This window comes from Methylobacterium sp. B1, assembly GCF_000333255.1.
Classification (GTDB): Bacteria; Pseudomonadota; Alphaproteobacteria; order Rhizobiales; family Beijerinckiaceae; genus Methylobacterium; species Methylobacterium fujisawaense.
The window spans coordinates 1-5,313 of record NZ_BACT01000467.1; the positions used below are offsets into that span (position 1 = coordinate 1).

7 protein-coding genes and 1 pseudogene are annotated in these 5,313 nt (G+C 75.5%); all 8 read left to right on the forward strand.

The genetic code is table 11. The features are described 5' to 3' along the window. Nucleotides 1-447, forward strand: a pseudogene (locus tag I53_RS33925) (fibronectin type III domain-containing protein); the annotation flags it as partial. A gap of 416 nt (nt 448-863) precedes the next feature. After that, complete coding sequence (locus I53_RS13505; protein WP_043351532.1) at nt 864-1,130, forward strand: hypothetical protein; 267 nt, start codon at nt 864-866, stop codon at nt 1,128-1,130. A gap of 26 nt (nt 1,131-1,156) precedes the next feature. Continuing rightward, complete coding sequence (locus tag I53_RS13510; protein ID WP_043351533.1) at nt 1,157-1,714, forward strand: hypothetical protein; 558 nt, start codon at nt 1,157-1,159, stop codon at nt 1,712-1,714. Nucleotides 1,715-1,726: 12 nt separating this feature from the next. Further along, nucleotides 1,727-3,241, forward strand: a complete 1,515-nt coding sequence (locus tag I53_RS33930; RefSeq protein ID WP_187294349.1) for a hypothetical protein — start codon at nt 1,727-1,729, stop codon at nt 3,239-3,241. 31 nt (nt 3,242-3,272) lie between these two features. Further along, the gene (locus I53_RS13520) at nt 3,273-3,494 is read left to right on the forward strand and encodes a hypothetical protein (RefSeq protein ID WP_043351536.1); all 222 of its coding nucleotides are present in this window, start codon (nt 3,273-3,275) and stop codon (nt 3,492-3,494) included. A gap of 352 nt (nt 3,495-3,846) precedes the next feature. Further along, entirely contained in the window at nt 3,847-4,110 is a 264-nt protein-coding gene (locus I53_RS13525; RefSeq protein ID WP_043351538.1) for a hypothetical protein, read from the forward strand. A 7-nt stretch (nt 4,111-4,117) separates the two neighbouring features. After that, nucleotides 4,118-4,861: a hypothetical protein gene (locus I53_RS13530; RefSeq protein WP_043351539.1), complete on the forward strand. Its 744-nt coding sequence runs from the start codon at nt 4,118-4,120 to the stop codon at nt 4,859-4,861. A gap of 55 nt (nt 4,862-4,916) precedes the next feature. Beyond that, nucleotides 4,917-5,313, forward strand: a 397-nt coding sequence (locus I53_RS13535; protein ID WP_043351541.1) for a glycoside hydrolase family 19 protein, incomplete at its 3' end; no start/stop codon positions are given.

Genomic DNA, 5,313 nt, shown 5'->3' on the forward strand with positions numbered 1-5,313 from the left:
CTACACACCTTCACGCGGATCAAGCACACCTACACCGACCCGTGGCACGATTATCAGCCCACCGAGGGCGACCCGTGGGACGACCGAGCGGCCCAGGCGGTCCAGGGCGTGATCGAGACCGAGCGCAGCTTCATCCGCGCGCCCTCGCACAGCCAGTCCCGCCGGCTCGCCAAGATCGCCATGGCGAAGGGCAACCCGCGCTTCCGGCTCTCCGGCCTGCGGCTCTCGCCCGCCGGGCTGCCGGCCTACGGCGCGCCGACCGTGCGGCTGGTCCTGCCGTCCTTCGGCATCGCCACGACCTTCGCGGTGATGCGCGGCACGCTGGCGATGGCGGGCAACGCGCTGACCGGCGTCAAGCTCGACCTCGTCGCCCTGGACGCCTCGGCCTACGCCTGGGCTCCGGCCGAGGAAGGGGCCCGGCCGCCCCTGCCCGACACGGCGACCTGAGGCCGGCATGGCGGCGCCCCTGCCGTGGCCCGGAATCCTGGTGCCGTCCGCCGAGGACTGGTCCCTGCGCGGCGGCACCCGATCCGGCGGCCAGAGCTTCGAGGGCAACGAAGTGCTCGTCGCCTCGCCCACCGCCCGGTGGAAGGCGGCGCTGACGATCCCGGCCTTCGGCCGGGACAGGGTCTGCGCCCTGCGCCGGGTCGTGGCCCTCGGCCGCTCCCAGCTCTGGTCCGTCGGCCCGTACGAGCGGCCCCGGGCGCCCTGGCCGATCGAGCCGGTGGTGGGCGGCGCGGTCACCGACCGGACCCCCGGCCTCGCGCAGCCGCCGCTGGCCTTCAGCCTGATGCTGGACGCGGCCGCGAACGCCGCCGCCATCGCGATCCGGCGCGACCGGGGCGGCCTCCTGGCGCCCGGGGATGATCTTCTCGATCGGCGGCCGCCTGCACGTCATCGTCGGCCTGACCACCGCCGACCCGGCCGATCCGGCGAGCGGCCTGGCGATCCCCGGCGGCGTCGGGGTGGCGATCCGGCCGTGGCTGCGCACGGACCTGCCCGCCGGCACGCCGATCGCGTTCGGCGCACCGGTCGGCACGATGCGGCTCGCGAGCGACGACACCGGCGCCCTGGACCTGCAGCTGTCCCGGTACGGGACCGTGACCCTCGACCTCGTCGAAGCCTTCTGACGCTCCCCCACCAACGCGAGAACGGCATGGCCCTGTTGAAGCCCTCGCTCGGCTCGACACCGTCGGACAACGTCGCACGCATCGGCAATGCGTTCGATGTCATCGAGGGCCTGAGCGCGGCCCTCGCGGACGAGCAGGCGGCGCGCGTCGCCGGCCTCGCCGCCGAGGGACGCGCCCGCGACGGCGCGATCGCGGCGGCCGTCGCGGCTGAGGGCCAGCTTCGCCAGGCCGCCGTCGTCGCCGAGGGCCGGGCGCGGGGCGACGCCATCGCCCGGGAGCAGCAGGACCGGACGGCGGCGGTCGTCGCCGAGGGCCGGGCCCGGGCCGCGAGCGACACGGCCCTGGGGGCGCTGATCGAGCGCTACCGCGCCGACGGCGTCGCCGACACCGCGCGCGTCGGGGAGGCCGGATGGGCCTTCGCCTTCGCGGCGACCGTGGCGGAGCTTCAGGGCGACGGCTCGGCCCTGCCGGCCTTGCCGGCGGCGCTGCGCGCGTTCGGGGACAACGGCGCGGTGGCGCGCCTGACCGGGCCCGGCCTCGTCGCCACGCGCAGGCGGGTCGCGATCGAGCCCGGCCGCGTCTAACGCGCCCGGTGGGTGGTGCAGCGCCGGGCCGACGCCGCGGATCCGGCCAACGACGCGATCCGGCTGGGGATCGCGTGGTTCGACCAGGCGGGCAACCGGCTGCCGGACGGCGCGGGATCGTCGTTCACGGCCGTGGCCGATCTGAAGGGGACGACGGTCGCGTCCGGCCGCGTCGAGCGGCAGACCACCCTGGGGCGGCAGGCGGGCGCCGGGACGCTGGTCGTCGCCCCCCGCGCGGCCCGGTACGCCCGGCCGTTCGTGCGCGTGTTCGGCCCGGATCCGGTCACCGACATCGAGGTGCTGCAGCTCGACGACGTGTCGAACGCGAGCGTGTTCGCGCCGCTCGCGGCCGACGCCCTGGCGCGCCTCACCGCGCTGGAGAGCGGCCACCTCGCCGTCCGCGTGGCCGCCCTGGAGAGCGCCGTGCAGACCCCGCTCTGCCTCACCTTCGCCAGCCGGGGCGACGCCGCCGCGGCGACGATCCCCGCCCAGGTCACGACCCTGGCCCTGCGCGGGCGCATGCAGGCGGGAGACGGCCGGGGCGGCGATTACCTGCGCGTCGCCACGCCGCCGCCCGCGGGACAGGGCTTCCGCTCCCGGGACGGCGCCTACTGGGCGTCCGTCCGGCCCCTCGACCTCGCCCTGGGCGGCCAGCCCTCGGTCGCGGATCCCGGGCCGGCCTGGTCGGGCTACCGGCGCCTCCACGACACCTTCCGGGTCGCCGTGAACGACTATCCCGCGGACGCGCAGTTCGGCTCGAACCTCTACGGGGTCACCGAGGCCGTCGTCGGGGCGGTGGAGGTGCCCGCGGCGAGCGACGCCGGCAATCACAGCGTCGGCGTCGCCGGCTACGCGCGCACGTCTTCGAGCAGCCAGGGCGGCGTCGGCCTGTTCGGCGGGGCCTTCGCCGGCGCGAACGGTCAGCCTCCGGGCGCCGCGTCGATCTGGGGCGCCAACACCCTGGTGTCGAACTGCGCGCACCACGTCGATCCCTGGGGCTTCACCGACGTGATCGCCTACGGGATCGAACTGGACTTCAACATCCGGAAGCAGAAGGACGGGTCGGACGTCAACGTGCCGGTGCGCGGCCTGTACTTCATCGGCGACAGCGACACCAACGGCCTGGCGATCTGCACCGTGATCGAGGTCGATCAGATCGGCATCAACCGGGGGATCCCCTGGAAGACCGTGCTCGTCACCAACGACGGCGCCGCCCAGGTCGCCCTGGACATCGGCGCGACCGCCAAGACCCCGAATGCCGGATCCCAGCCGATCAACCTCCGGGCGATCGGCCCGGGCGGCGCCGGCCGCGCGGGCCTGATCCAGCTCAGTCCCCTGGGCGACCTCGTGCTGTCGCCCCACCGGGGCAGCGGCGTCAACGTCGTCGACACGGCCGGGTCGGTCGCGCTCCAGGCCGCCGCCGGCCTGTTCAAGGTCAACGCCGACGGCAGCGGCGCCCGGCCGGTCACCTACGGCCCCTCCGACAGCGCCGGCGCCGGCTACCGGGCCCTGCGCGTCCCGAACTGACCGCTCCGCAATCCGCAACCGGAGATTCGCCATGGCCCAGCTGATCGAGACGGCCGAGCAGCACGTCGCGCTGCATCTCGGGACCCTGACCGCGCAGAACTTCGCCCTCGCCTGCGCCCTGGAGCGGCGCGACCGGCTGCTCGCCGAGGCGCAGGCGCGGATCGACGCCCTGGAGGCCGAACTCGCCGCGTCGAAGCCGTCGGCCCCCGACCGGGCCGACGCCACCGCGGTCCCGGCCGAGAGCGCCCCGTGAGCCCGGCGCCGCTCACCTATGCGTGGCGGATGGCGCGGGCCGATGTCGCGCCGCTCGGCCTGATCCTGCGGGGCCTCGACGTCGCGTCCGGGCAGATCGTCCCGCTGCCCGCGGGCGGGCAGTCGATCGCCTGGAGCGTCGGGCCTGCCCGGCCGCCCGCGCGCACTGACCACGGAGGCCGGCGGCGGCCTCGCGACGGATGCCGACGGCGTCCTGCGCTTCCCGCTGAGCCAAGCCGACCTCGCCGGCGCCGCCCCACGGGCCGCGATGCCGGTGGTCGTGCGGATCCGGGAGGGCGACGGCACCGGCCGCACCGTCCTGCTCGGCACCCTCGAACTGCTGGACTGAGCCGATGACCGTGGAGACCACACTCGCAGCCGACCTCGCCCAAAGCTTCGCCGGGCGGGTGATCGAGTCGGTGATCCCGTACACGGTCGAGGTGGTGCTGCCGTTCTCGACCGGCACCGTGACCGAGGCGCTCGCCGCGATCCGCGACGGGGTCGACGGAAGCCGCAACACGCTGCGCCTGCTGTCGGACGCGCTCGACGCCAGCGCCGGCGAGACCCTGCGCGCCGCCGACGCGCAGGCCTTCGTCGACGCGCTCCTGTTCGGTTGAGGCCCCGATGAAGAGACCCCTGTTCGGCGGCGTCGCCTTCGCGCCGGCGCAGCGCACCCTCGATTTCTCGGGCGTGGCCGGCTTCGACGTGCGGGCGTTGCTCGCCGTGATCGACCTGAGCCGGTCGGCGCTCCTCTACGCCGCCGGCAAGCCGGGCTGCGGCTACACCGCCCTCGACGGCTCCGTGCTGACGCTGGCGGTCGACACCGCCGAGATGGCGGCGTCGGACCAGCTGCTCGTCCTCTACGACGACGGCACCGCCGTCCTGCCGACGGGGGCGGCGATCGCGGCCCGGCAGCCGGCGTTCGGCACCGCCGGACGCGCGAGCCCCGACGTGCTCTCGGTCCAGGGCGTCGCGGCCGGCACGCCGATCCCGGTGGCACTGGTGGCGCAGGCCCCGGGCGAGGGCGGGGCGATCGCCCGCACCGTCTACGCCGCGTCCGCGGCGGCCGCCGGCCAGCTCGTCAAGGGCGCCCCCGGCCGCGTGCTCACGCTCACGGCCTGGAACGGCGACACGGCCCCAATCTGGGTGAAGCTGTTCGACATCGCCGCGCCGCCGGGCCTGGGCACGGATGCGGCGGCCTGGGAGGCGATGGTGCCCCCCGGCGGCACGCTCGTCGTGCCCTTCGGCGCTCTCGGCCTGTCCTTCGGCGCCGGCATCGCGGTCGGCTTCTCCGGGGCGCAGGGCCGCACCGACGCCACCGCCCTCAAGGCCGCGAACAAGGCGGGCGTCAGCCTCGCCGTGACGTAGCCGCGGTGCCGATTCGGCGCCGCTCCCCCTCCACCCGGACCCCCGTGAGGCCGACATGACCGCTCCCCTCGTGCGGGCGACCTTCTTCGCGCGGCTGCGCGCGACGGGGTTGCTCGGCGCCACCCTCGCGCAGACCGAGGTCGACGGGCTGACCGGCCTTCTCGACGCCTGGGAGCGCCTGGGCTGGCCCGGCGATCTGCGCCACGTCGCCTACACCCTGGCCACCGCCTGGCACGAATGCCGGCTGAACCTGGCGATCCGCGAGGACGGTCTCGGCCGCGGGCATCCCTACGGCGTGCCGGTGGACGGCCGGGTCTATTACGGCCGCGGCGCCAGCCAGCTCACCTGGCTCGACAATTACCGGCGGTTCGGCCGGCGGCTCGGCCTCGACCTCGTCGGCGATCCGGACTTGGCGCTCGTGCCAGAGACGAGCGCGGCGATCCTGATCGTCG

Bases quoted from the DNA above. Each gene is read 5' to 3' on its own strand.
- I53_RS13530 (WP_043351539.1), top strand. From the start codon at position 4,118: ATGAAGAGACCCCTGTTCGGCGGCGTCGCCTTCGCGCCGGCGCAGCGC.
- I53_RS13505 (WP_043351532.1), top strand. From the start codon at position 864: ATGATCTTCTCGATCGGCGGCCGCCTGCACGTCATCGTCGGCCTGACC.
- I53_RS13525 (WP_043351538.1), top strand. From the start codon at position 3,847: ATGACCGTGGAGACCACACTCGCAGCCGACCTCGCCCAAAGCTTCGCC.
- I53_RS13510 (WP_043351533.1), top strand. From the start codon at position 1,157: ATGGCCCTGTTGAAGCCCTCGCTCGGCTCGACACCGTCGGACAACGTC.
- I53_RS13520 (WP_043351536.1), top strand. From the start codon at position 3,273: ATGGCCCAGCTGATCGAGACGGCCGAGCAGCACGTCGCGCTGCATCTC.